This window comes from Kitasatospora sp. NPDC050543, from assembly GCF_044457565.1.
In the GTDB taxonomy this organism is placed as follows: Bacteria; Actinomycetota; Actinomycetes; order Streptomycetales; family Streptomycetaceae; genus Kitasatospora.
In genome coordinates this window covers 1-22,251 of sequence record NZ_JBITGZ010000060.1, presented here as the reverse complement: position 1 = coordinate 22,251, position 22,251 = coordinate 1, and the positions used below count along the sequence as shown (strand labels likewise).

At 70.6% G+C, this 22,251-nt stretch carries 26 protein-coding genes and 2 pseudogenes; 17 read left to right on the top strand and 11 right to left on the bottom strand.

All coding sequences use genetic code 11. The features are described 5' to 3' along the window. Positions 1–195: 195 nt before the first annotated feature. Complete coding sequence (locus ACIBH3_RS34760) at positions 196–393, bottom strand: hypothetical protein (RefSeq protein ID WP_396316125.1); 198 nt, start codon at positions 391–393, stop codon at positions 196–198. A gap of 180 nt (positions 394–573) precedes the next feature. Here ACIBH3_RS34760 and ACIBH3_RS34755 point away from each other — a divergent pair, with 180 nt between their 5' ends. The 5 genes from ACIBH3_RS34755 (at position 574) to ACIBH3_RS34735 (ending at position 6,814) form a co-directional block, all read left to right on the top strand. Continuing rightward, positions 574–861, top strand: coding sequence for a trypco2 family protein (locus ACIBH3_RS34755; protein ID WP_396316124.1), 288 nt, complete (start codon positions 574–576; stop codon positions 859–861). A gap of 56 nt (positions 862–917) precedes the next feature. Further along, complete coding sequence (locus tag ACIBH3_RS34750; RefSeq protein WP_396316123.1) at positions 918–4,976, top strand: tetratricopeptide repeat protein; 4,059 nt, start codon at positions 918–920, stop codon at positions 4,974–4,976. 152 nt (positions 4,977–5,128) lie between these two features. After that, complete coding sequence (locus ACIBH3_RS34745; RefSeq protein WP_396316122.1) at positions 5,129–6,001, top strand: hypothetical protein; 873 nt, start codon at positions 5,129–5,131, stop codon at positions 5,999–6,001. A gap of 239 nt (positions 6,002–6,240) precedes the next feature. Beyond that, a complete protein-coding gene (locus ACIBH3_RS34740) occupies positions 6,241–6,420 on the top strand; it encodes a hypothetical protein (protein ID WP_396316121.1) in 180 nt (59 codons plus the stop codon). A gap of 100 nt (positions 6,421–6,520) precedes the next feature. Next, positions 6,521–6,814 (top strand): hypothetical protein, encoded by a 294-nt coding sequence (locus ACIBH3_RS34735; protein WP_396316120.1) that lies wholly within the window; start codon positions 6,521–6,523, stop codon positions 6,812–6,814. Between the two features lie 221 nt (positions 6,815–7,035). Here the strand turns inward: ACIBH3_RS34735 and ACIBH3_RS34730 are convergent, their stop codons facing one another. After that, positions 7,036–8,730, bottom strand: coding sequence for an IS1182 family transposase (locus ACIBH3_RS34730; RefSeq protein WP_396316119.1), 1,695 nt, complete (start codon positions 8,728–8,730; stop codon positions 7,036–7,038). A gap of 377 nt (positions 8,731–9,107) precedes the next feature. Here ACIBH3_RS34730 and ACIBH3_RS34725 point away from each other — a divergent pair, with 377 nt between their 5' ends. From ACIBH3_RS34725 to ACIBH3_RS34710, 4 genes are all read left to right on the top strand, one after another. Next, complete coding sequence (locus ACIBH3_RS34725; RefSeq protein WP_396316118.1) at positions 9,108–9,989, top strand: hypothetical protein; 882 nt, start codon at positions 9,108–9,110, stop codon at positions 9,987–9,989. Between the two features lie 172 nt (positions 9,990–10,161). Beyond that, positions 10,162–10,377 (top strand): hypothetical protein, encoded by a 216-nt coding sequence (locus ACIBH3_RS34720; protein ID WP_396316117.1) that lies wholly within the window; start codon positions 10,162–10,164, stop codon positions 10,375–10,377. A gap of 505 nt (positions 10,378–10,882) precedes the next feature. Next, positions 10,883–11,227 (top strand): hypothetical protein, encoded by a 345-nt coding sequence (locus ACIBH3_RS34715; protein ID WP_396316116.1) that lies wholly within the window; start codon positions 10,883–10,885, stop codon positions 11,225–11,227. A 9-nt stretch (positions 11,228–11,236) separates the two neighbouring features. Continuing rightward, positions 11,237–11,830, top strand: coding sequence for a hypothetical protein (locus tag ACIBH3_RS34710; protein ID WP_396316115.1), 594 nt, complete (start codon positions 11,237–11,239; stop codon positions 11,828–11,830). A 340-nt stretch (positions 11,831–12,170) separates the two neighbouring features. Here ACIBH3_RS34710 and ACIBH3_RS34705 read toward each other — a convergent pair whose 3' ends face one another. Next, entirely contained in the window at positions 12,171–12,419 is a 249-nt protein-coding gene (locus ACIBH3_RS34705; RefSeq protein WP_396316114.1) for a hypothetical protein, read from the bottom strand. Continuing rightward, entirely contained in the window at positions 12,394–13,101 is a 708-nt protein-coding gene (locus ACIBH3_RS34700; protein ID WP_396316113.1) for a hypothetical protein, read from the bottom strand. The genes ACIBH3_RS34705 and ACIBH3_RS34700 overlap by 26 nt, the downstream gene beginning before the upstream one ends. A 113-nt stretch (positions 13,102–13,214) precedes the next feature. On the opposite strand from ACIBH3_RS34700, the gene ACIBH3_RS34695 reads away from it, so the two are divergent. From ACIBH3_RS34695 to ACIBH3_RS34670, 6 genes are all read left to right on the top strand, one after another. Continuing rightward, the gene (locus ACIBH3_RS34695) at positions 13,215–13,649 is read left to right on the top strand and encodes an Hsp20/alpha crystallin family protein (RefSeq protein WP_396316112.1); all 435 of its coding nucleotides are present in this window, start codon (positions 13,215–13,217) and stop codon (positions 13,647–13,649) included. A 128-nt stretch (positions 13,650–13,777) separates the two neighbouring features. Then, positions 13,778–14,071, top strand: coding sequence for an STAS domain-containing protein (locus ACIBH3_RS34690; RefSeq protein WP_396316111.1), 294 nt, complete (start codon positions 13,778–13,780; stop codon positions 14,069–14,071). Positions 14,072–14,128: 57 nt separating this feature from the next. Next, positions 14,129–14,533, top strand: coding sequence for a DUF2267 domain-containing protein (locus ACIBH3_RS34685; protein WP_396316110.1), 405 nt, complete (start codon positions 14,129–14,131; stop codon positions 14,531–14,533). 74 nt (positions 14,534–14,607) lie between these two features. Next, positions 14,608–15,006 (top strand): DUF2267 domain-containing protein, encoded by a 399-nt coding sequence (locus ACIBH3_RS34680; protein ID WP_396316109.1) that lies wholly within the window; start codon positions 14,608–14,610, stop codon positions 15,004–15,006. Positions 15,007–15,110: 104 nt separating this feature from the next. Then, a complete protein-coding gene (locus ACIBH3_RS34675; RefSeq protein WP_396316108.1) occupies positions 15,111–15,515 on the top strand; it encodes an STAS domain-containing protein in 405 nt (134 codons plus the stop codon). 12 nt (positions 15,516–15,527) lie between these two features. Further along, positions 15,528–15,761, top strand: coding sequence for a DUF6296 family protein (locus ACIBH3_RS34670; protein WP_396316107.1), 234 nt, complete (start codon positions 15,528–15,530; stop codon positions 15,759–15,761). A 603-nt stretch (positions 15,762–16,364) separates the two neighbouring features. On the opposite strand, the gene ACIBH3_RS34665 is transcribed toward ACIBH3_RS34670, so the two are convergent. The 3 genes and pseudogenes from ACIBH3_RS34665 to ACIBH3_RS34655 all read right to left on the bottom strand — a co-directional run. Further along, complete coding sequence (locus ACIBH3_RS34665; protein ID WP_396316106.1) at positions 16,365–16,871, bottom strand: zeta toxin family protein; 507 nt, start codon at positions 16,869–16,871, stop codon at positions 16,365–16,367. Positions 16,872–16,978: 107 nt separating this feature from the next. After that, positions 16,979–17,095, bottom strand: a pseudogene (locus ACIBH3_RS34660) (hypothetical protein); the annotation flags it as partial. Between the two features lie 509 nt (positions 17,096–17,604). Next, positions 17,605–18,141 (bottom strand): annotated as a pseudogene (locus ACIBH3_RS34655) (zeta toxin family protein); the annotation flags it as partial. A 195-nt stretch (positions 18,142–18,336) separates the two neighbouring features. Between ACIBH3_RS34655 and ACIBH3_RS34650 the strand changes: the two are divergent. Beyond that, entirely contained in the window at positions 18,337–18,867 is a 531-nt protein-coding gene (locus ACIBH3_RS34650) for a hypothetical protein (protein WP_396316105.1), read from the top strand. A gap of 393 nt (positions 18,868–19,260) precedes the next feature. Here the strand turns inward: ACIBH3_RS34650 and ACIBH3_RS34645 are convergent, their stop codons facing one another. The 4 genes from ACIBH3_RS34645 to ACIBH3_RS34630 all read right to left on the bottom strand — a co-directional run bounded on the left by ACIBH3_RS34645 (position 19,261) and on the right by ACIBH3_RS34630 (position 21,240). Next, on the bottom strand, positions 19,261–19,797 hold the full coding sequence (locus ACIBH3_RS34645) for a zeta toxin family protein (RefSeq protein ID WP_396316104.1): 537 nt from the start codon (positions 19,795–19,797) through the stop codon (positions 19,261–19,263). Then, positions 19,798–20,190, bottom strand: a complete 393-nt coding sequence (locus tag ACIBH3_RS34640) for a hypothetical protein (protein WP_396316103.1) — start codon at positions 20,188–20,190, stop codon at positions 19,798–19,800. Further along, positions 20,187–20,477 (bottom strand): hypothetical protein, encoded by a 291-nt coding sequence (locus ACIBH3_RS34635; RefSeq protein WP_396316102.1) that lies wholly within the window; start codon positions 20,475–20,477, stop codon positions 20,187–20,189. Before ACIBH3_RS34635 ends, ACIBH3_RS34640 begins: the two co-directional genes overlap by 4 nt. 610 nt (positions 20,478–21,087) lie before the next feature. Further along, positions 21,088–21,240, bottom strand: a complete 153-nt coding sequence (locus ACIBH3_RS34630; RefSeq protein ID WP_396316101.1) for a hypothetical protein — start codon at positions 21,238–21,240, stop codon at positions 21,088–21,090. Between the two features lie 139 nt (positions 21,241–21,379). On the opposite strand from ACIBH3_RS34630, the gene ACIBH3_RS34625 reads away from it, so the two are divergent. Continuing rightward, on the top strand, positions 21,380–21,529 hold the full coding sequence (locus ACIBH3_RS34625; protein WP_396316100.1) for a hypothetical protein: 150 nt from the start codon (positions 21,380–21,382) through the stop codon (positions 21,527–21,529). The last annotated feature ends 722 nt before the right edge of the window (positions 21,530–22,251 follow it).

Below are 22,251 nucleotides of genomic sequence, written 5' to 3'. Positions count from 1 at the left end.
TCTGTCCATGCGCCGCAGAACATCACCCGAACCCCGACTGGCACGCCAGTACGGCCGACGTTCACACGTACGAGTGATCACGAACCGAGAGAAACAGGACTTAACGTCCACTGACAGCACCGTGTCTTCATCGGGGTGCTGGTGTCTGTCCCGGAGTCCGCTGTCGGCGCCAGCGCTTGGGTCGGCCCCGGTGTCCTAGCTCAGGCACCCGCCGCAAAGTAGGTCGATGCCCTCCTTGCCGCGAACCTTCTTGAACTCGGCAGCGAGCTGCTTCTCCACCCGCCGCTCGCCACGAGCGTTGATCTTGTGGATCAAGGCGACCAGCAGTTCGACCAGCGCGTCGGTGATCTCCGCCTGCCTTCCGCCGCGCGGCAACGCTGGGACGGTGCGCACTCGGGCACGCGCCGGATGTGATGCACAGACCGGGTGTGAGTTCAACCTGAGTAACTAATCTGCATGGACTTGCCGGAAAGTCCCGCCCTTGATTCGCGTCCTGTGGAACCGTCGCAGCCAACACATGTCGCAAGAGAGGGAGTTGAAGGGACGATGGGAAGCACCGCTGGGGATGAGTGGATGGACCTGGCTGATGCGGTGGCTCTGCTCCGCATGCAGGTCGCCCAGGCACAGCGACAGGTTGCGGAGAGCCCGGCCAGTGATGTCCGGTTCGCCGTCGGGGAGATCACGCTCGAACTCGGTATGGAGCTGACAGGCACCCGCAGCGTGAACGGAGGGCTGCGGTTCTCGGTGGTCAGCGCGGGCGGCAAGGCCGAGCGAGCAAGCAAGGCAACACACAAGGTCACGGTGAAGCTCACTCCGCAGGACAGCGCCGGGGAGCTCGTCCTCGTCAATGACGAGGAGTAGGAGGGCATCCGGTAACGGTTCGGTGGGTCGGGGGAACAGTGGAGTTCGACCGAAGAGTGCAGCTGCGGGTCCATCGAAAGGACGGCACGACGTTCGGGTCCGGGTACCTGGTGGCGCCCGCGCTCGTACTGACGGCCGGGCACGTCGTCAAGGAAGTGGCCGAGTCGGACGATGTGAGCGTGACGGTGTGTCGCCCGGACGGCGGGGAGGACCAGTTCCCTGCCACGGTGGTGTGGCTGCGGATCGATCACCGGACCGATGCGGCGCTCGTCAGGGTCCAGCTGTCCCCGTCGTACCGGGGTGAGGTGCACTGGGCCGCGCCCGAGTCGCTGGCCGACACACACATCTGGCCGCCCCAGCGGTGGGGAGTGGTCATCGGCAACCGGCCCCACGAGGTCGCCATTGCCGGCTTCCCCCGGATGGAGAAGGACGCGGCCACGGACAAGCGTCTGGACGGCCGGATCAGTGGACGGCTCATGCCGGGCATCGGAGGGCTGGCCGGACGCTACGAGGTCGTCAGTAACGATGCGACCCGCGCAGTGACGACCCCGCAGGGGAGCACCGGCTGGTCCGGCATGTCGGGGGCCGCCGTGGTCGCAGAGAGCCCCCAGGGCGGTCTGCTGTGCGGGGTGGTGTGGGCCGACGCCATCGGCGGGGGCGGGAAGGGGACGCGTCTGACGGCCACCCAGGCGTCAGTCCTCTTCGAGGACCCGGACTTCACCAGGATCATCGCCAAGTACGGCAAGTGGCCGCCCGTACTGGAGGCCGTCGAGCCCTCGGCCCTCCTGGAACCCGCGGCGAGGCTGCGGGATCCGCTGTCACCGACCATGCTGCTGCGCGCGGACGCCGAGGCCGTGCGGTTCCGCGGGCGGGAGGAGGAGCTGCAAGAGCTCGGTGACTGGTGCGAGAAGCACGCTGCTCCTTTCGCCGTCCGGGTGGTGACCGGGCCTGGCGGGCAGGGGAAGTCCCGTCTGGCGCGTCGGCTGAGCGATCTGCTCCACGCCAAGGGGTGGGTCACCGGGCACTTGCGCGGCGAGCTCCGCGATCTCGACCAGGGACAGCTCGATTCGCTGGAGACCGCGCTTCCCTTCCTCCTTGTTATCGACTACGCGGACGCGCGACCGCTGCTGGTGCGGCGCGTCATCGACCGGCTCCGTGGCTGCCGGCACCGGACCCGGGTCCTGCTCCTCGCCCGTGCGGACGGCCGGTGGCGGACCGACGGGCTCACCGCGTCCCACGCTGACGAGATCCTCGCCCGCGCACCGGTGTTTCCACTGGAGCCGTTGGCACCCGAGGAAGGGCCGACCGAGGACCGGGTCGCCTTGTACGACGACGCGCTCGCCGATCTCTCCGAGCTTCTGGAGACAGTCCCCGAACTGCCCGGCCGTCCGCCGGCCGGGTGGCCTGCGCTCGTCGGTGTCCTGCGCGCGCCCCGCGATCTGGACGATCCAGTCTACGAGTCCGTGCTCACTGTGCAGATGGCCGCGCTCGTGGCCCTCTTGCAGAGCGGCTCGACCCCGGTCGAGGCTGCTGGCGAGGAGCCCTACGAGGCCACGCTGCTACGGCACGAGCAGCGGTACTGGATCCGGTCCGCCCAACGGCTCGGACCGACCGACAACACGGACGTGCAGCGGGCGGTCGCGGTCGCCACGATGTGCGGGGCCTCGGACCCGGCCGAGGCCGTCGCCGTGATCGGCGCGCTCCCCGAGATCCCGGCCGACCGGACGAACGGGGTCGCGGCCTGGCTCCGCACCCTCTACCCGCCCGGGCCCGGAACGTACTGGGGAGGGATCCAGCCCGACCGCGTCGGCGAGTACCACGCCACCCGTGTGCTGCTGGACTTCGAACAGCCGCTCCCGCTGACTGCCCTGCTGAGGCACTGCTCGGCCGAGCAGCAGGTCCGGCTGTTCACGGTCCTCGTCCGCGCCGCGGGCGCCATCCATGAGGCGGAACGGTTGGCTGGCATCGAACGGGCGCTGCTCGATGCCGTGGAGTCCGTCGACCTCGGGGCGGACACGCTCTCCCGGCTCTCCCTCACCACCACCCTCAGCCTCGGGCGTATGAACGGCCTCGAACTGCTGCTGGCCGAGAAGAACGTGTCGGCCCGACGGCGGCTGGCCCAGGACGGTTCGGCGTCCGCCCAAGCCGATCTCGCCAGCGCCCTGAGCGGGCTGAACTACGCACTCGGCCAGGCCGGTCGGAGGGAGGAAGCCCTGCGGGTCGGGCAGGAACGGCTGAGCATCTGGGAAGAACTCGACCCGGGTGACCCCCACCGGGACGGCCAGTATGCCCACGCGCTGATCAGTCTCAGCACCGACCTCCGTGCGCTCGGACGCCACGACGAGGCGATACGACAGTTGTGGCGGGGGATCGACTGGCTCGAGCAGTTGGCACCAACCGATCCGGACGTCCGGAGCACCCTGGCCTTCAACCTCCAGTTCCTCGCCGACATGCTTCGGAACGCGGGCCGCCTGGACGAAGCCGCGGACGCTCTGCACCGTGCGGTGGAGGTCACCGCGGAGCTGTCCGACAGCGATCCCCGCGAGCTGTTCAATCTGACGTTGCAGCGGTCCAACCTGATCACCCTCCTGATGGGGGCGGGCAGGGTCTCCGAAGCCCGGCGGATCGCGGCCGACCTGGTCGAAGCCGGCCGGGCCGCCGCCCGCCAGGACCCCCAGCACCACGAGTGGGTGCTCATCGGCGCACTCGCCAACCTCGCCGTCCTCCATCAGCACCTCGGGGAGACCGCGGAAGCGTGCTCCGCCATGGAGGAATCCCTCGCCCTCGCCGAACGCCAACGGCAACTCGGGCTGGACAGCGGTATGACGAACTACGGCATCGTCGTGAACTCCCTCCAGCTGTGCCTCTGGCAGAGCGACGATGCCCCCGGTCCCGACTTCTTCCAGGGCCTGCGCCGTGCACTCGACACGTGGCACCGGCTCGACTACGCCCCCTTCGAGGAGGCGCCCTCCGCCGACCTGCTTTCCCGGGCGGCGAACGTCCTGATCGGAGCTGGCCTGTGGCAGGCAGCCCTCGAACCCGCGCTGGCCGCGCTCCTGCACGCGTACCGCTTGGTGTGCCAGGACCCCGACGCCCACGTCGGCACGTATATCCGGGGGATCGGCACCATGGAAAAGATCCAACCCCACGTCCGCGAGGAGTGGTTCCATGCCACACCGGAGCTGGAGGCGCTCTGCGAACAGCTCGTGCAGCTGAGAGAAGCGGCCGAGGAGAGTGCCATCCAGGCCCACACCTCCGCCCTGACGAGCTCCACCGGTCTGGGCGACCGCCGTCGTGAGGGCCGGGAGCTGAAGAACCTCGGCGCCGCCCTGCACGCAGTGCGCAGGTTCGACGACGCCATCGACGTTTCCAACCAGGCCCTCGTCATCTTCCGTGACCTCGGTGACCGCCACGGGGAAGGCCAGGCCCTGAACAACCTCGGCCTCGCTCTACGAGCGGTGGGTAGGTTCGGCGAGGCTATCGAGGCTCACACCCGTGACCTGGTCATTTGCCGGGACCTCGGTGACCGTCACGGCGAAGGTCAGGCCCTGAACAACCTCGGCGACACCCTGCAAGAGGTGGGCAGCTTCGACGATGCCATCCACATCCTCACCCAGGCCGCAACCATCTGCCACGACCTGGGTGACCGTCACGGCGAAGGTCAGGCCCTGAACAACCTCGGCCTCGCTCTACGAGCGGTGGGTAGGTTCGGCGAGGCTATCGAGGCTCACACCCGTGACCTGGTCATTTGCCGGGACCTCGGTGACCGCCACGGCGAAGGCCAGGCCCTGAACAACCTCGGCCTCGCTCTACAGGAGGTCGGCAGGTTCGGCGAGGCTATCGACGCCTATACCGGCGATCTGGTCATTTGCCGGGACCTCGGCGACCGCCACGGCGAAGGCAAGACGCTGAACAACCTCGGCATCGTTCTGCGGGATGTGGGCAGGTTCGAGGAAGCCGTCGACGCTCACACCCGGGCAGCCGCCATCTTCGCTGCCTTCGGCGACCGCGACAGCGAAGGGGTGGCGCGGCGAAATGTGGCCATTGCGGTGGCAGCGGCGGAGCGAGCGGGTAGTTGGTGGGGCCGTGTACGGGGGCGAGGCCGGCGTTTGTAGCCACCGTGAAAGCCCATACCCCGCTCGGCAAGACGAGGGTCCCGCCGCCCGTGGGAAGTTGGCAGGGTGGGCGGGGTGCGGGCCCTCGATGGCGCACTTGTGCGGTAACCGGAGTACAGCGAGCCACTTCGCACCCGGGCCTTACCAATGCGATGGCATATCCCTACGCTTCACTTCGGGTACGCACGGTGCCCAATCGGGAGGGGAGTAACGTGATCGTGAATATACCGCTGGTCAGGACCATCAAGTCCCTGGCCACCTCCGCCGTGATGGCGCTGGCGATCGTGACGCCCACCAGCGCCGCCCATGCCGCGACGCCTCACAGCTGCCCCTGGACCCAGGAGGGCGCCAGCGGCGCAGTGCGGGTCCAGGGCATGCCGATCGGCTACGTTGACCAGGAGTTCGACTACTGCGGTCACAGTCGCGCCGTGTTCAGGTGGGACACCTGGTTCCGCACCAACGGCCACCCCGGCATCACCGGCGCGTGGGTGACCGCTGTCGACCAGGGCCTGTGGACCCAAACCACGGTCCAGAACGGTCCGGTCGGCTCCCTCGACAGCTCCTCAGTCAGCACCAAGCCGGTCGGTGTCCACACCAACGGTGAGGACAGCTGGATCGGGGAGGCGAAGGTCCGCATCACGTTCACCAACAGAGGCCCCATCGACTGCTGGGGCTACAGCGGCACCTGGAACTACCACGACGGGCAGCAGGAGGGGGCCCGATCAACGGCAACTGCTGACCACAGGTCAAGATCAGCCCCGCACGATGACTCGCGCGGGGCTGATCTGTGCTCAACGACAGTGGTCAAGCCCACCCGCGAGCTGGTCGCCGTCCGTACGGTCGGCTCGGTCTGGGCCCGCTGGAGTGGATGCAGGCCGATGGGGGTGGAGAGGATCGATGGGGCCTGCGGGCTGGATTCTGGTGGTCGTGCTGGTGGTCGCCGGTGCGGTGATCTGGCTGATGCTGCGCTGCCCCGGGGGATGGCGGTATACCTTCAGCGCGGACTACGCCGAGCAGGGGCTTGACCTGGACGCCGCCCGCGGCTTCGCGACCTGCAGCGCGGTGCCGTCCCGCTGCGCCCGCCCGGCCGCCGATGACCCTCAGCGGTGCCGCGTGACGGTGCCGACCGTAGTGCCGCCTGGACTGCGCCATCGACGCTGCGCGCCGACAGCGCACCGGGCCGGGCCGCAGACGGCCCTTGCCCTGACCTTCCCCGGGTCCTCCGCCGACCAGGAGCGGGCCCAGGAGGAGTGGGTGGCCGGCAGTGCCGGAGTTCCTGATGCCCGGCCCCGAGTACGCGACGGCCTGGCGCAAGGAGCGCCGCGAGGAGCAGCGCGCTGTGACGAAGGCCGCGAACGTGGTGGCGCTCGGCGGTGCCCGGCCGGAGAAGAACGAGATGCCGGCCGCGTCGGCCGCGAAGGTTCGGCACATCAAGAGCGCCTGAAACGGCAAGGCCCGCTCCGTTGCACCGGAGCGGGCCTAACCTGACATTGGATGCTCAAAGTATCAGCAGCGGGCACGTTGCCCCTGACCGAGGAAACCAGATGACGACCACCCGGTACGTCCCGCCGATCCCGACCACCGAGGTCGTGACTATCAGCCGTGAGGCCCTGGCCATTCTCGCCCTGGTCGAGCTGACCCAGAACAGTCACCGACTGATGAACACCTTCCTGGCCTACCAGGACCCCGAGACCGGGTGCGTCGGCCTGTCCCAGGTGGAGATGGGCTCGATGCTCGCTCTGAGCGCGCCAAGCGTGAACCGGGCCGTCAAACAGCTGGCGGACAAGGCCTGGCCTGGCTCCTGGAGCCAGCGGTCTACCAACTGCACCCCCTGCTGACCGGCGGGAAGATGCGGGGCGGCCTGGCTGCCGTCCCCAGGATCGACTCCCTGGACCCGGAGCGGTTCGGCGAGCGCCTGCGGCAGCGCTACGAAGGCCAGCTCGCCAACCTCGGCATCAGCGCGTAGCCGGCGAACCGCCGACCAAAGGCCCGGGCGCTCCGCCCGGGCCTTCCGCTTTGGCCCTACTGGCCGACTCTGTTGCTCTATTCGGGTCGGTGATCAGGCCACGAGTTGGTGGGCGAGTCGGGTGAGTCTGCTGGTCCGGGGGCGGCGGGGCTGGTCGGTCCAGTGGGCGTCGAGTCGGATGACGTTGATCGCGGTGGCTGAGTAGGCATGCTGGAGGCTGGTCCTGGGCAGGCCGCGGTAGCGGGCCCGGCGCAGGTCGGTGATGTCGAGGGCCTGGTTGATGGTGCCCTCGACCCCGGCGCGGAGAGCGTACTTGGCTTGCCAGGTGTCGGTGTTCTGCTCGGCGCGGGCGGCGGCGACGTTCTCGTGCAGTTCGCGGGGCCGCAGGGTGAGCATGCGGTTGCCGCGCGCCGCGGTGGTGCACTTGTCGCGGGACGGGCAGGTGCCGCAGTGGGAGCGGGCGAACTCAACCACGATGGCGTCGTGGCCGTGCTGCTGGACGGGATACCAGCCGGTGCTGGTGCGGCCTTCGGGGCAGCGGACCTGGCGAGTCGTCCAGTCGATCCGGAAGGCGCTCTTGTCGAACCCTTCGGCGGCGCGGGCCTGCCGGGAGTGGTCGGCCAGCAGCGGTGTGATCATGGCGATGCCCTCGCGTGCGGCGGCAGTGACCAGGTCGGCGGAGGGGTAGCCGGAGTCGAGATAGTGCTCGCCTGGCTTGAGCTGTCGTCCCGTCAGACGCTGCTGGATGCCGGCGGTGGCGGTCACGTCCGGCGCGGTCGAGACCGTGGTGGTCACGTCCGTGATCAGGTTCGGGGTCTGGGTCCGGGCCGTGGCGCCGCCGGTGCTGTTGTCGCAGGTCTCGGTGAGGTGGACCTTGTAGCCGCACCAGAACAGCTCGTCTCCCCTGGCGGACCAGCGGGCGTGCGGGTCGTAGGGGGAGGCGAGCCGCAGATGGCCGGGCGGTACGCCGTCTTTCTCGGCCTCCCGCTTCCTGACCACCTCCCGTCCCCGGGCGTCGGTGTGCACGTAGTAGGTCTGCATGAAGATCCGCCGCAGCAACTGAACGGCCTCGATCTCCCGCAGCCACACCGGGGTGTCAGGCGCATGGAGCGCGTGCAGCAATGCGAGCGAGTCCTGGCCGTAGATCTCGGCCAGCCGGTCCCGCTTCGTCTTCGACGAGGGCAGCCGCCATGAGTCGACCCTGGCCGCATAGCGCAGCTCCAGCTCCGCCACCGGCATCGTCTGCCCGAGCCAGGCCGGGGCGGCCGTGGCCAGTGCCTCCAGCGCCGCGCGCATGCTCTCGCCGGCGAGCTCCAGCCGGTTCAAGTCCCGCACCGCGCTGATGACATGGGTGGAGTCGGTGCGCTGCTTGCCTCCGGCCTCGATCAGCCCCTCCTGGCGGCAGTGCTCCACCAACCGGTCGAAGATCAGGCGCTCCATGCCGTGCTCGACCAACCGGGCCCGGAACTTCGCCAGCACCGTGAAATCGAACCCCGGATCGGTCAGCTCCAGGCCGATCGCGTACTTCCAGTCGATCGCCCGCACCACCATCCCCGCTGCCTGGCGGTCGGTCAGGTTCTCGGCGAACTGCAGCACGGCGACCAGCGCCAGCATCCCCGGTGACAGGCCCGGAGCGCCGCGCACCCCGAACGCGGACGCGAACGGCTCATCCGCGAAGACCTCCGCCAGCTTCTCCCGCACCCGCATCGCCAGCGTCCCCTTCGGGAAAGCCGCCGCCGCGACCAGTGCCGTCTGCTCCGGGACCTCCGGCAGTCCCGCCGCCCTCATTGACACCCGCACCACCCCCACGACCGTCTGCCCACGAGACGACCGCAGGAGCGATCATGCCGCAGTCAACCGACCCGCGGCCCGAATAGAGCAACAGAGTCACTGGCCAGGGCCAAAGCACTATCACCCGTGGTAGCGGTCTGGCCCTACGGCCAGGGCCAACGGGCGGAGAGCCCAGGTGGTCAGGTCAGCGGCGGTTTGGCCCTGCTGGCCAGGGCCAAACCGCTACCACGGGTGATAGCGGTTTGGCCCACCTCGCCCGCGCAGGCTGCGAGACTGGGTGTGACTGCGACTCCGGGTCGCACGAAGAGCCCGACGAACCTCACGGCCGCGAGGGCCCCGCGAGCCACCTGATCCACACCTGGTTCAATCGCCGAATGAGTGAGACCTCTGTCGACCTGGGAACCGTCACCGCGCCGTCCGGTGTGCTGGTCCTGGGGATGGCCGGCTCGATCGACCAGTGGCCCGAAATCGGCGATCCGCTGTCCATGCGGGCGCTGGCGGCGGCAGGGTTCGGGGGCGGTCACCTCCACGAGCCTGCGGACGGCGCCAGCAGCGAATGGTGGTGCGAGGCGGTCGCGGTGCCGGCTGCGGCCGACCGGCCCCTGGCAGTGCGCGCCGAACCGTGGGTCTCCTACGACGGGCCGGTGATCTCCGTCCTGGAAGTCGACCTCGGCCTGCCCTGGCCGAGCAACCGTGGCAGGTCGCCGATCCGGCTCGGCGACCTGCCCATCGACCGGTGCGGCATGATCCTCGGGGACGCGCGCACCCTGGACTCGTTCGTCGGACTGAACGGTGAATCCGTCGACGGACTCGCCGACGTCACCTACTGGGGGAAGTACGCGGACGACGCCCACGCCCGCTTCGGCGGCGAACGGACACCCCAATACGGCGGCCAGGGGCCCTACGGGCGGCTCGACCTCCCGCTGCGCGACGCTCACGAGTTCGCCCGCCAGCTCCAGAGCTGGCTGTCGGAAGGGCCGCGCATCGGCCTGATGGTCTCCGTGGACGCGCACACCCACTTCCACCTGTTCGACCGGACCTGCGAGACCCATCCCCTGCTCGCCGGGCAGATCGAGATCGACGGATGCCAGGTCCTGCGCCTGGGCTGGGACCCGGGCGACCACTCCATGCGCCACCACGGCGAACGGGCCTGGAACCAGGTCTACGCGGTCACCCTGGAACAGGCCGACACCACCACCCTGCTGCGCTGGACCATCCCCACCGAAGCGGAAGAACCCGACCAGACCGAAAACTGACGACGCACCCAGCCGTCACGTGCAACGGCGGGGACGGCCACCACGCTCGGACGACCCCGCCTCGCAAGGTGCCATGCTCCGGATTCGCAAACTACGGTGCGCCGCCACGGCGCTGACCAGGGGGTTCTAAACGATCACTCGCAAACTACGGCGCTCCGTCACACTGGGGATCATGACCGACCGTCGCAACCTCTCGCTGCCCGCCTTCTCCGAGCCCTCCACCGACGCTCCCGTGCCCGCCCAGTCCGGCGGTCGCCGGCTGCTGCCGGTCGAGCAGGGCGCCGACTTCCGCCAGCCGCCCGGCGAGATCGCGCCCGCACCCGCCCCGGTCCGGCGTCCCCTCGCCGCCGGCGGTCTCACCTTCTCCGACCCGGACCGGCAGATCTGACCCGCTTCAGCCCTGTCACACGGCTCTGACCTGGGGCGGTTGACTGGTAGGCCCTCCTGGGGTTGCTTCGGTGGCTGGCGCGCTGCTGGCGCTCTGGAACTAATCACGTCAAGCCGGGCAGTTGGTCCGGCAGCGGCGGGTGGCCCAGATCTCCATGGACCCGCTGGAGAGTGGTGGCACCCGCCAGTCCGAACCTGTCGGCGCGCAGCCGCTTCCTGCCCGAGTCCGAGTTCCCGATGCCGCTGCTACGGGCGTGGGGCGCCGACGCGGTTCACCTCTGACGGCGAGGTCCCAGGTGAAGCCCCCTATCGGCCGTGGCCCGGGCGGCCCGGATCCGGTCGCGCGGCTGCGGGCCGGATCTCCGGCGCCGCGCCACCACAGCCGGGCCAGCCTGACGCTCGATGGGTCGGGTCGCGCCTGGTGTTCGAGCGGCATATGTTTTGGATCACCGATCGTGCAGGGTCTCGAAGGGGTTCGACTCGTGTCCGAAACATGGCCAGACCCCTTGATCGTCTACAACTATCCGCCGCGAACGCCAGCACATAAGGCGCGCTGGGCGGACGCGATCACGTCCGCCCTGGCAAACGGAACGCTGCAGCTCCTCGCGACCGACGACAGCGGCTGGACCGACTTCTATGAGTTGAGCGGTCGCTGTCCTCGCTGCGACCATCAGCTTGACCCGATCACGATCGAGTTCGACGTGATCTTGGGAGTGGAGCCCGTACGTGCGCGCGTGGGCGTGTTCGACGTCCAGTGCAACTGCCGCGCTGCGCATGCCGGGCGTGATGACCAACATCGAGGGTGTGGCTGGGGCGGCTCGAACGCCGTCCGCCTCGCCGTGAATCGTTAAGAGGCGACCATGTCGCAGGCCGAGGACGAGTACTGGGCAGCCAAGCTCACCGAGGCACGGCACGGCCAGCTCGACACGGTGCGCAAAGCCGCCACCAACTGGTCCACCCTCTTCACCGCTGTCCTCGGCGTGTTCAGCGCCGTGACGTTCGCTTCCGGCCTGCCGGGGCTGGACGAACTCGATCGCCTGTCCCGCCTCATCGTGCAGTGCGCGATCGGGGTTGCCGCTGTCGCGGCGCTCGCAGCCACTCTGCTGGCGGGACGGGCGGCGAACTCCATTCCCAAGGTCGCCAGCGATCTGTCGATTTCCGCCCTTCAGGAGACCACCAAGAAGACGGCAGGGAGCGCGCTGAACCTCCTCAACTGGTCCTTGAGGTGTGGCGTAGTGGCCGCAGTGGTCGTCGTGGCCGGCTCCTTCTTCATGTTGCTCGCGGAGAAATCCGCCAAACCGGAGAGCGTCACGAAGGTGATCAGTGTCGTCGACGGTAAGGCCTACTGCGGTGCCCCGAAGGCGGGCGCCGACGGCAACCTCACGGTCGGTGGCGTCGCCCTCAGTCGGGCAGCCTCGATAACCGTAGTGCCGGCTTGCCCTGGCACTCCTTGATTCTCGGCCGTGAAGGGCAGGTCCAGCCGGTGCTAACCGTCCGGGCTGAGGGATGCTGGCATCGCGCGCGCTGGCATCGCGCGCGCTGGCATCGCGCCCGGCGCTGGCCGCGCCGAGGCGCTAGGGCGATTCGTCGCGCACACACCGCCGCCTGTGGCGGCGAAGGCGCTCGGCTACACCGACTTCACCACCGAGCGGGCCGCGACGGACATCGGGGCCACCTGGAGCCGGTATGCCGCCGGGGACCATGAGCGCTGACCGCCCCTGGGCGCCGGTGAGACACGGGCGCCGGGCCTGACGGTCCCGGCGGTTGCGGACCGCGGGGTAGCTCCCGGTTATGTCAGGCCGGCGGGTTGTTCGGTGCCGCGGCCTGGGGGCTGACCGGATCGGGGGCGGGCAGCGGCCAGGTGGGCTGGGCGAGATGGTGGCGCAGGGCGTCGAGCCGGGCGAGGTGGGTGTCGAGAGCGGCGGTGGCGGTGCTCGTGGTGGCGGCGACTCGTGCTTCGAGGTCGTGGATCCGGTCCAGGAGGTCCTGCCAGCGCTTCTCGGCGGCGGCGACGGGGTCAGGCGCGGCGTTTGTTGCTGTCATCGTGGAGCTGGGTGGTGTGGCGTGTGAGGGCGTCGAGGCGGGTGGCGAGGTCGCCCTGGCCGGTGCCGAGGTGGGGGCGGATGGCGGTGAGGGGTTCTATGAGGTCGGCGGGGTCGGTGGTGCCGAGGGCGGAGGTGAGGGCGGCCTGGGCGGGGCGGGCATCGGCTGCCAGATCGGTCACGGCGGTGATCTGGGCGGCGAGGACGCGCAGCTCGGCGGCGTTGTGGCGGGCCCAGGCGGCCACGGTGCGTTCGGCGGCGCGGCGGTCGCGGACGGCCTTGACGCGTTGCGCGCCGGTCCCGACGGCGGAGGCGGTGGCATTGGTGGGGCGCAGGCGCAGGTAGCGGTTCTCGGCGGCCTGGCGGCTGGCGACGCCCATGGGGTGGGCGAGGTCGGCCCAGGTGGCGCCGGCGTCGCGGGCGTTCTCCACCAGGCCGGCTTCCCAGCCGGCGAGCTGGGTGCGCAGTTCGCGCAGCAGCAGCAGGGCGGCCAGCGCCTGTCCGGGGCCGGCTTCCTCGGGCCCGTGAGGCGGGGCGCTCGCGCCGCGCGGGGTGTTGTCGGGGGTCTGGGCGGTGCGGACGGCGTCGTCGATGGCGGCCAGGGCCGCGGCGGCGGCGAAGAAGGAGGCCGGTTCGACGGGCGTCTTCGGCCCGGTGGCGGGCTTCGGGGGCTTCTCATGCATGTTGTCACTCTACCGACGACACTCAGGGTTTGTCATCGAATGGATGACGTGTTAGAACGGTGTCAGGTGAAAGCGCACTGGCACCCTTTGATCCCACTTGGAGGTGTTTCGCGATGCTGTTGCGCACCGACCCGTTCCGCGAGCTGGACCGTCTGACCCAGCAGTTCCTTGGTACGAGCGGCACGTGGTCGCGTCCCACGCCGATGCCGTTGGACGCGTACCGCGCGGGCGAGGAGTACGTGATCTGCTTCGACCTGCCCGGGGTGGACCCGGAGGCGATCGACATCGACGTCGAGCGGAACATGGTGACCGTCAAGGTCGAGCGCCGGCCGCGCCACCAGGGCGAGGACGTGAAGTGGGAGCTGTCCGAGCGCCCGCTCGGTGTCTTCTCACGCCAGGTCATGCTCTCCGACACCCTCGACCCCGAGGGCATCACCGCCGACTACGACGCGGGCGTGCTGACCCTCAAGATCCCGGTCGCCGAGAAGGCCAAGCCCCGCAAGGTCGCCGTCGGCCACAGCGGAGGCCGCAAGCAGATCCAGGCCTGACCCGCCCCCGATGCTGTCCCGCACCGTCCCGGAAATCCCCCCGACGGGGCGGCGCGGGACACCCCCGCCACCGTCACCCCCCCGAGCCCGCCCGCCGCGTGCGGGCCGGCCGGACAGCGAGCAGCCCCATGCAAGGCCAGGGCCCGGCCCCGTTCACGGTGCGGGCGCGCGGCGAGATCGACCTCGCCGCCGCCCGGCACCTGCGCCGGAAGCTGGCCCGCGCGCTGGTCGAGCACCGCGAGGTGGTGCTCGACCTGTCGGAGGTGACGTTCATGGACTGCGCGGGCCTGGGCGCCCTCGTCCAGGGCCGCAACCTGGCCGACCGAACCGGCTTGCGCCTGGTCCTGCACGGGATCGCCCACCCCGTCGCCAGGCTGCTCCGCCTCACCGGCCTTACCTGCCGCCTGGCCACGGCCCTGTGAGCACAGGCAACCAACGGCCGGGCCCGGTCCGCTCCTCGTTCGGAAGGAGGACCCGCGGTGACGCTTCGATGGGAGGCGTTCCTGGACCAGGTCCAGGAACGCGGCGAGTACGACACGCCCGAGGAAGCCGAACGCGCGGCCCGCGTCGTGCTGGCCCTGCTCGGCGCCCACCTCGTTGGCCAGGTCCGCGCGGGCCTGGCAGCCCGCCTGCCCGAGGCCATGTCCCTGATCCTGCTCAACCCCCTTCAGGCCGCCGAACCGCTCACCCCCGAGAGGTTCGTGCGTGCCACCACCGCGTGGATCGAGGGCGCCACCGAGACCACCGCCCTGTGGGACATCGGCGCCGTCCTGTCCACCGTCGCCGACGCCGCCGGCGACGATCTCATGGACCGCGTCCTGTTCCAGCTCCCGCCCGGCTACGACCTCCTCTTCGGCCGCCCACAGGCCGGCCACCGCCCCTGACCCGCCCCGACCCGGCTGTACCCGCCCGCTTCGCGTCGCCGCGCCGACCGCGCGGCCCAACCCCGGAATGCGTCATGACTCGCTACCGCCGCCTCCTTCAGCAAGTCCGCACCACCGGCCGCTACCCCGGCGTCGAGGAAGCCGAACGCGTCCTCGCCGCTGTGCTGGCCCTCCTCGGCTGCCAGCTCACCGGCGACGAACGCTGCGACCTCGCCGCCGCTCTGCCCGAGCGGGCCCGCGCCGTCTTCGCCGCCCAGATCCCCCTGCCCCACCCCGTCACCGCCCCCGCCTTCGTCGACACCCTCGCCCACACCCTGGGCACCAGCCTCACCGCCGCCCGCTGGGACGCCTCCTCGGTCCTGGCCGCCCTCACCACCCTCACCGACGACCGCCTCACCGACCGCCTCCTCGCCCACCTGCCCCGCGGCTACGCTCTGCTGTTCGGCCGAGCGGACCTCGCCGCCGTCGCCTGAAACGGCAGGCCCGGCCCTCGAACGCGAGCTCGCCGCGCGGGCCAGGCCTTCGACTTCGGCGACGCGGCCCCAAGGACGAGGCCACGGCCGGAAGGGAGCTCCTCATGTCCTCCCGGTATGGCACGCGCTTCGCGGACACCAGCGTCACCGCACCGCTGCTGCGGATCACCACCTCGACAGACAGCGGTCCAGCCCAGGTCGTCCACCTGGACGGCGAAGTCGACCAGGACCAGCGCCAGCGGCTGGAGAGCACGCTCGCGCGTGCCGTGGCCGATCGCCCGCCCCGGCTCGTTGTCGACCTTGCCGGCCTGAGCTTCGGCGACTCCACTGGTCTCAACGCACTCCTCAAGACCCGGATCGCCGCCCGCGCTGCCGGCTTCCCCCTCGGTCTGGCCGCCCCCACCTCCCAGACCCGCCGACTCCTGGAGATCACCGGCGCCGACGAGGTGTTCACCATCTGCGACAGTGTCCGCGCCGCCCGGGCCGACACCGCCGCGCACACCGGGTGAAGGAGACCACCGATGGACAGATCCCGGCGCTACGCGGTCACCCTGCCTGGCCCGCTAGCCGGACACGGGCCGCCCGAGGTCGTCATCGTCCACCCCACCGGCGAGCTCACCGCCGCGGGGGCGCCGGTGTACGCGGATGAGGCGGGCGCCTTCCGGGTGGAGATCGAAGGGGAAGCAGCACGGCCGCTCACCGCGCTTTCGGGGCCCGGCCGCCATACCTGCCTGCACGCCGTGCCGCTGCCCTGACCGGGTGTTCGCGGCACTGTGATCTGGCGGCCGAGCGCCGCGCTGTGCCCCCGAACTGGTGGCCGGCCCCAGGTCCGAGCCGATCTCCCGTTCACCACGGTTGCAGGGCACTCACCCCTGGACCCCGTGCACGCAGAGTAGTTGGCGAGGCGGAACTCGCTACTTCAGGAAACGCGACCTCACCAGACAAGTCCTGGTCCGCGGCGCGCGGTACCAGCAGCTCATGGCCTGGACATCGTCGTGCAGCGACGGAAGGCGAGGATCTCCTCGGTGGTGACGCCGTGCCCGAGCACGGTCCCGCTTGTCGGGGTCGGGTAAGAACTTCTGACCTCTGGCATGTTCGCGCCGGAGAATTGCAGGTCACAGCCCTGTTCGCGGAGCTTGGGCGGGTCTAGCATTCCGGTCACGGCAGCCCCACCGGATCGGGGAGAAGATCGAGCAGGCCGCAGCCTGGTACACCGAGCAGATCCACGCCGAACGCCGCCGCCCGGCACCCGACCTCGACCGCGTCGAACAGCTGCTGGCCGAGCGCGCCGCCAGCACCAAGGCGCTGCGCGACCTCCCGGACATGTCGGGGGCGGAGCTGGAGCGGATCGAGTCCCTCTACGACGCCAAGCTCAGCGAGATCACCGGCTCGTAGGAACGCGGCGCCGGGAGCGCCACGGGCGGGGTGAAGACGAGCCGGCTGGGCTGGAGCGCGGGCGCCAGCAGCGGCCAGGCGAGGCGGGTGATCGCGTCGACCTCCCGCCGGTACTGCGGCAGAGCCATGCGCAGCTCGCGCTGGTGGGCGAGGAACTGGCGGGCCTCCTGCTCGGTGTAGGGCCGCACCTGCCCCGCCCGGGCGGCGAGCGCGGCACCGGCCGGGCCGGTCCACCGGTCGTCGGGACCGAGCGTGTTGCGGAAGACGGCGGTGCCATCGCGTCTCACCACGCTGAGGTGGTCCACCAGGCGCTGCTCCTCGACGGCCTGGACGCACTCCAGCGCCGCCGCCAGGCACCGGTCGTGCCCGCTGGCGGTGGTGAACCGGCCCGGCCGGGTGCCGCCCCGGCTGACCTCCGCGTAGCGCAGGGCGGTGCCCTGGCGGCTGTCGGCCGCACGCACGTCCAGCACCAGCAACTCGACGCGGTACCCGGTCCGGCGCCACGCGGCCGCGTCGGCGAGAAGGCGTCCGTGCTGCCGGGGGCGATCTCGATCACGGCGTCCGCGCCCCGTTCGCGCACCAGCGCTTCGGCTCTTGCCTGCCACGCCTTGTAGTCGGCGCGGATCCGGGCGGAGGCGGTGCGGGGATGTTCGCGCAGCAGCCGGAAGTAGTCCGGGTGGGCCGCCTTGAACATCCCGCCGGAGATCCACACCGGCCGCCGGGCCCGCGCAGGGCCCGGCGCACCGTCGTGGTCGCCCGAGTCTTGCCAGATCCGGGTGCCCCCATGACGTACACGACGACGGGCCGCTCCTGCGCCACGATCTCCCCGAGGTCCGGGACGATCAGGTTCTGGAACGTCCACTCGTGCTCGTCGGCGGACAGCCGGTGATAGTCGACGCCGGGCGGCTCAGCGATCGGCTGGGCGATCCGGCGCACCGGCTCGGAGAGAGCAAAAGCCCGCTCGGCGTCGGCCCGCACCGCCAAGCGCAGCCGCTCCGGTACGACGCCAGCGTGCAGGCGCACCTCGGCCCGCGAGGAGGTGGTCCTGAACGCCTGCGTCTCGACGGCGGTCCAGGGCCGGGCCCGCTCCGCCGCGACCGCCTGCGCGGCACCCGGCGTTCGTGACCACACCCCGTCCACCAGCTCGTTGCTGTACAGCATCTCCCCGCCGCGCCGCACCACAGTGACGCGGTCGGCCAGCTGCTCGGTCTCGATGACGGCCAGAGTCGCGATCAGCCCGGCCGCGCACGCATCGTGGTTCTCCCAGGAGACGTAGCGCGCCGCGCCAGTGGCCGTCACCTGCTCGACGAAGCGGTCCAGAACGCCAAGCTGGCTCCACGCCTGCGGCGTAGCCAGGGCCACGACCTCGACCCGATGCCCAGCGCGCCGGTAGGCCCGCGCGTCGGCGCGAAACGCCTGCGGGTCCGCCAGAGCGCTCTCGACGACGGCGTCGAAGCCCCGCTCACGGACGTGGTCCTCGACGCCGGCCTGCCAGCGGCGGGTATCCGTGCGGACCTTCACCCCCGCGCTGCGCACGTCTGCGGCCAGCAGACCCGCGTAGTCGCGGTGCTCTCCCTTGTATAAGTCGCTGGCGATTCGCACCGCACCCCCGCGCCGCTGAAGAGCGGCGTGCACCAAGTCGGCGACCTCGGACTTCCCGCTGCCCGGCGGGCCGCCCACGACGACGACCACCGGGTGATCCTGCCGTGCAGCGTGCCTGGTCCAGGTCGGAAGGATCATCCCCTCCAGCACCTCGGCGCTCTCAGTGTCCGACAGCACCACCGGGGGGATGTCCCGCTCCCTCACCGCTACTCCTCGCTGGCTTCATACCCTGATAGATGGACCGGTAAGGGCATGCAAGTATCGCCCCAGAGGACGTGATCATAGCGACCGGATAGGCTTGGCGGTAAGTAGAGCCAACTATCAGGAAGCCGGATGATCCACATCAAGCTCGGCGAGAAGACCGCCGCGAAGCCCGACGACGTCCTCGGCCGGTCCCACCTCGGCTGGGATCCCGCGCTGACGGAGGAGCAGCTCTACGAGGTGGGACGCGGCGCCTGGGTCCTGGGCGCCAAGGCCGACCGCCAGCGCTACATGCTCATCTCCGCCGCGGGCATCGTGCGCCAGGCCGTCGAGATCGACCGCCTGGTCCAGGTGACCAGCAGCCGCCGGGCCGTCGAGGGGACAGTCCTGCCGCCCGGGCACCCCGTCTACGACGCCTACGTCGGCAAGCCCTCGCCCATCGCGCCCACTGCCCGCAACCCCGTCACCTACATCGACTCGTCCCTGGATGCCCGGTCGTGCGCCTGTGGATGCGGCGAGGCGACCACGACCGGATGGTTCCTGCCAGGGCACGACCAGAAGGCACTCCACGAGCGCGTCGCCCGAGTCGGCACCGTCCACGAGTTCATCCAGTGGTTCGACCGTACCCACCCGGCAACGGGCCTCACATCGTCGACTGACTGACTGTCAGCAACGACCTCTACAGTCTCGGTGTCGCGACCAGGCGATCCGTCGTGACCTGGCTCGCCCATCACCTGCTCGTGGTGTTCGGCGCGCTCGCCGTCCACCGCCGCGCGCTCGCCCTCTGGGCCGAGGGAACCGGCCGGCCCCCGTGGAACTGACCCCGCCCCGCGGGTAGGCGCGGCCGTCCGGCAGGGTGGCGGTGCCAGCGGTGTCGGAGCGCCAGAGTGTGCGGCGCGGTCGGCGCCCTACGGTGGCTGGTCCAGGCTGTGCTGTCGCCTGCCCCATCGGCCCGGTCCGCCCGACCCCGCAATGGCGGCCCGGGCCGTCCCCGACGGTCTGGCCTCCGGATCAGGGCGCCCTCCCCGTTGTCACAGGCGCACGGTAGCGTCACGGTCACCCGGCGCGACCGGCGCGCGGGGTCGCCAGGGGAGGGGCAGCATGACCGACACCGAGCTGGCTGAGCGCCTCGGGCACGGCCAGGGCCACAATCTCGACGCGGTAGCCCGCCCGCCGGTACGCGGCGATCTCGGCGAGGAACTCCTCGGGGCGGCCCAGCGCCGCTTCCACCACCGCGTCGAACCGGCTCTGCCGCAGCCGCTTCTCCACCTGCGCCTGCCACCCGTAGGTGACCACCCGCACCCGCACCCCGGCCGTGCGCACGTCCTCGGCGAGGAACCGCGGGTAGCGGGAGTGGACCGTCTTGTAGACATCGCGGTCCACCCGCACCGCCCCACCCCGCCTGGCGAGCGCCGCGTGGACCAGGTCCACGACAAGTGTTTTGCCGCTGCCGGCCTGCCCGGCGACGAACACCACCACCGGCCGCTCCTGCGCCACCGCCCCGCCCAGCACGGCGGGCAGGATCTCCTCGGCGAGGATCCGCGCACCCTCGCCCGGGTCGAGCTCGTCCCCGGGCACTCCCGCTAACTGCACCTACGGCTCCAGGCGAGGGTCGTCGATGTCAACGGTGACGATCCCCGGCGGGTACAGCTCCGGATTGGCCGTCAGGATCAGGTGCTGCTGCGGACGCACCGGAGTGGGCAGACTCGTGGCGATGGCGTGCGCCAGGTCCTGACCTCCGTACCCGTCGCGGACCATCGTCGCCACCACCACGGCGGTGCCCGCGTCCAAGGGCTCGAACTCGAGCGCCGGCAGCGCCAGGACCGCGTGCGCCGCGCCCTCGTCCTTGATCTCCGCCTCGACCAGGCACAGCACCGGAACCAGCAGATGTTGGAACGGACTCTGCAACGCGGAATCCACGATCCGGTGCAGACGCGGGTGACCGGCGGCCAGCGCGGACAGGGCGCTGGAATCCAGAATGATCACGCGCTGCGCCGGGGGGTGACCTTGGCGCGGGCGTCGGCCGCAGCGATGTTGTAGACCCGCTGCAGCAGGTCCGGGCCCTCGTCCAGCTCCGGGTCCGTGAGGGTCATCCCGAAGTGCTCCCGCAGCAGTCGGCGGCCCTCGGCAACGCGCTCCGCGATCTGCTCCGCGGTGGGCTGCTGCTCCACCAGCAGGGCCACTTGGGTGCCGATCGTGGTGCCGCGGGCCGCCGCGAGGGCGGCCAAGCGGTCACGCGTGTCGGGGGAAACCTTGATCGTTGCATCAGCCATACCGCAAGCGTACACCGCCGGTACACCAATGGTGTACCGATCTGTCCGGCCATGGAGGTGCCCGGTGAACGACCACACCGACGTCCCAGACGAGGACGACCCGCCACCCTCTCCCCGGCTGTCGAGGAATTCCTCGGCGACCCGGGCACGCCGGCCGACGTGTTCTCCGCCGTCGTGGCGTTCCTGGTCGATGTGCGCGAGAACCCGTTCCCGCACCTGAGCATGCCGGTCCCAGGCCGGCCCGGCACGCACTCGACACCGCTGCGCCGGGATCTGGGGCTGGTGGAGTACGCCGTTTGCGGATCCGCCCCGCATCTACATCTCTCGGATCCTCGGGCCGACTGACGGCGAGCGCTGGCGGTGCGGCGGGCGTTGCCTGCCGGCCTCGCGCCGCAGTCCTGCCATTCAGCCGTGGGCAGGGTGTCTCGGTGTTCGGGAGCCGGCCCGGCAACGGAATGGAGAGTCAGCCTGGCGACTGCGCCAAAGTCCTCCTGGGCAGGCTCGACGGGCGCCGGGATGCGGCCCAAGGCGGTGCCGAGCCCGCTTGACGGTTTCCGCGCACACGCCCTGTCGCCCCGGGCGTCACCAGACCGATGCTTGCCTCGGCTGACTACCTTCCCCAAGGCACGGCGCGACCGAAGACTTCGTTGACCTGCGCTGCAACGTCCTGGCGGGCCGTTGCGAGCGAGAGGGCGGCCATCACGGCGAAGGTCCAACGCAGGCTTGCGGCGATCCCGGGTTGTTCCGAGACGAACGGGATCATCGGCAATAGAACAGCCGCCGCGGTAAACACGGCGGCGGGGGCCAGGCGGGGCATCCACCGGGCTAGTCGAGCAAGAAGGGCGACCCGCTGGCCCGCCTTCGCCGCCCGCTACAGCTTCGACCCCACCCACCCCGTCCAGTTGGAGGTCGAGGCACTGGAACCGGACGAGCTGCGCCAGCTCCTGGAGGCCGCGGTCGAGCCGTACATCGACCGCTCCGTCCTCGCCCAAGTGCTCGCCGAAGAGCAGCAGCAGCGCCGCGCACTGGCCGAGTTCCTGCGCCGCTGGTAACTGCGAGGCGGGCGGGGCCGTCGGCCCGGTCACAGGAACGGGCGGGCGAGGATGCGCAGCTGCTGGTCGGCGATGGCGCCCATAGGACCGGCCGTGCCGAGGTGGGCCACGATTCAGGGCAGCTGGGGTTCGAGGGCTCCATCTGGGGACCGTACTGCGGTCGCTCGCTCGGGCTCACCTGCTTATACGGGACAGCCCTTGGCGAGTTGGCGTGGTGGTGCGTGTGCGCTCCGCTGTGCGGGTGACATGCCGTCAAAAGGATTGTGTGCGACCTAGCTTGAATGGGTTACTGGCCGTGTCCCCGAACCGAACCGAACCGACTGGGCCGGGCCCTCTTCCCGCAGGGGGACCGGCGCCGTTCGTGGTGATCAGCGGTACGGCGGTTTCCGTCGACCGGCTCGCCCGCCGCCGGGGCGGTCGACGGCCACCCCGGCGGCGCCACCGTCGTCGACGGCTTCACCACATCGCTGCCTCGGTATCTGACCTGAGCCGTATCCCCTATACCTGGGCCGTTTCCGGGCGGCCCGGTGTTCCGATGCGCCCGGTGGACGACCGCTGGTCCGCCCGGGTCTCGCCGAAACGACGACGCCCCGATCCGCTCCAGCCTTCCGGTTCGGCGCGGGCCGTGGGTCTGTACGGTGACCGGTGTATCTCCCGATCAAGGAAGAGCACCTGATGAGCGACGTGATCGTCTCGGTTGAGGCGGTTGAAGAGGTCCGGCC

What these genes read in the sequence shown, in the direction of transcription:
- ACIBH3_RS34755 (WP_396316124.1), top strand. Translation starts at nt 574, where the DNA reads ATGGACCTGGCTGATGCGGTGGCTCTGCTCCGCATGCAGGTCGCCCAG.
- ACIBH3_RS34745 (WP_396316122.1), top strand. Translation starts at nt 5,129, where the DNA reads ATGGCATATCCCTACGCTTCACTTCGGGTACGCACGGTGCCCAATCGG.
- ACIBH3_RS34735 (WP_396316120.1), top strand. Translation starts at nt 6,521, where the DNA reads ATGACGACCACCCGGTACGTCCCGCCGATCCCGACCACCGAGGTCGTG.
- ACIBH3_RS34730 (WP_396316119.1), bottom strand. Translation starts at nt 8,730, where the DNA reads ATGAGGGCGGCGGGACTGCCGGAGGTCCCGGAGCAGACGGCACTGGTC.
- ACIBH3_RS34725 (WP_396316118.1), top strand. Translation starts at nt 9,108, where the DNA reads ATGAGTGAGACCTCTGTCGACCTGGGAACCGTCACCGCGCCGTCCGGT.
- ACIBH3_RS34720 (WP_396316117.1), top strand. Translation starts at nt 10,162, where the DNA reads ATGACCGACCGTCGCAACCTCTCGCTGCCCGCCTTCTCCGAGCCCTCC.
- ACIBH3_RS34710 (WP_396316115.1), top strand. Translation starts at nt 11,237, where the DNA reads ATGTCGCAGGCCGAGGACGAGTACTGGGCAGCCAAGCTCACCGAGGCA.
- ACIBH3_RS34705 (WP_396316114.1), bottom strand. Translation starts at nt 12,419, where the DNA reads ATGACAGCAACAAACGCCGCGCCTGACCCCGTCGCCGCCGCCGAGAAG.
- ACIBH3_RS34700 (WP_396316113.1), bottom strand. Translation starts at nt 13,101, where the DNA reads ATGCATGAGAAGCCCCCGAAGCCCGCCACCGGGCCGAAGACGCCCGTC.
- ACIBH3_RS34695 (WP_396316112.1), top strand. Translation starts at nt 13,215, where the DNA reads ATGCTGTTGCGCACCGACCCGTTCCGCGAGCTGGACCGTCTGACCCAG.
- ACIBH3_RS34690 (WP_396316111.1), top strand. Translation starts at nt 13,778, where the DNA reads ATGCAAGGCCAGGGCCCGGCCCCGTTCACGGTGCGGGCGCGCGGCGAG.
- ACIBH3_RS34680 (WP_396316109.1), top strand. Translation starts at nt 14,608, where the DNA reads ATGACTCGCTACCGCCGCCTCCTTCAGCAAGTCCGCACCACCGGCCGC.
- ACIBH3_RS34675 (WP_396316108.1), top strand. Translation starts at nt 15,111, where the DNA reads ATGTCCTCCCGGTATGGCACGCGCTTCGCGGACACCAGCGTCACCGCA.
- ACIBH3_RS34670 (WP_396316107.1), top strand. Translation starts at nt 15,528, where the DNA reads ATGGACAGATCCCGGCGCTACGCGGTCACCCTGCCTGGCCCGCTAGCC.
- ACIBH3_RS34650 (WP_396316105.1), top strand. Translation starts at nt 18,337, where the DNA reads ATGATCCACATCAAGCTCGGCGAGAAGACCGCCGCGAAGCCCGACGAC.
- ACIBH3_RS34635 (WP_396316102.1), bottom strand. Translation starts at nt 20,477, where the DNA reads ATGGCTGATGCAACGATCAAGGTTTCCCCCGACACGCGTGACCGCTTG.
- ACIBH3_RS34630 (WP_396316101.1), bottom strand. Translation starts at nt 21,240, where the DNA reads ATGATCCCGTTCGTCTCGGAACAACCCGGGATCGCCGCAAGCCTGCGT.